This window comes from Alcanivorax xiamenensis, assembly GCF_009846745.1.
GTDB classification, from domain to species: Bacteria; Pseudomonadota; Gammaproteobacteria; order Pseudomonadales; family Alcanivoracaceae; genus Alloalcanivorax; species Alloalcanivorax xiamenensis.
In genome coordinates this window covers 1-626 of sequence record NZ_AQPF01000119.1, presented here as the reverse complement: position 1 = coordinate 626, position 626 = coordinate 1, and the positions used below count along the sequence as shown (strand labels likewise).

Genomic DNA, 626 nt, shown 5'->3' with positions numbered 1-626 from the left:
TGTGACGTAGATCCTGGCTCCGACCCATTCTCTTAAATCTGAACGGTATCCGGGCTCTCCCCTCCGCGGGATGAAGCCGTATAAGCAAGGGAAGACACGAGAGATGCACTTCGTTGGAATTGATGTCAGCAAAAAGAGCCTCGATACACTTTGGCTGCGCCAGGCCAATCCCCGGAAGGTAAAAACACGGGTTTTCCAGAATCGGCGCGGGAAGGAGCACGAGGTTGCGCAGTGGCTGCTCAAGCAGACCGGTGCTGAGCCGTCCGAGATTCATGTGGTGCTGGAAGCCACCTGTATTTATCACGAGAACCTGACCTACGCACTCCATGAAGCTGGGTTGCAGGTGTATGTGGCCAATCCGGCGCGCACCAGGGACTTCGCCAAGAGTGAAGGGTTCTCAAGCAAGACAGACAAGCTCGACTCGCTGTGCCTGGCTCTCTACGTGAAAGAGAAGCATGAGCGACTACATAAATGGCAGCCGGAAGCGCCAGAGATCAGGCAGTTACGAGCGCTTGGTGCTCGTCTGGAGGCCTTGGAGAAAGACCGTCAGCGGGAAGAAAACCGGCTTGAGAAAGCGGAATTCAACCAGTCAAGCGAGCGAGTCATTGCCTCTATACAGGACATGA

1 protein-coding gene is annotated in these 626 nt (G+C 55.1%); it reads left to right on the top strand.

The features are described 5' to 3' along the window. Positions 1 to 103: 103 nt before the first annotated feature. Positions 104 to 626, top strand: a 523-nt coding sequence (locus A6D6_RS21650) for an IS110 family transposase (RefSeq protein WP_159661852.1), incomplete at its 3' end; no start/stop codon positions are given.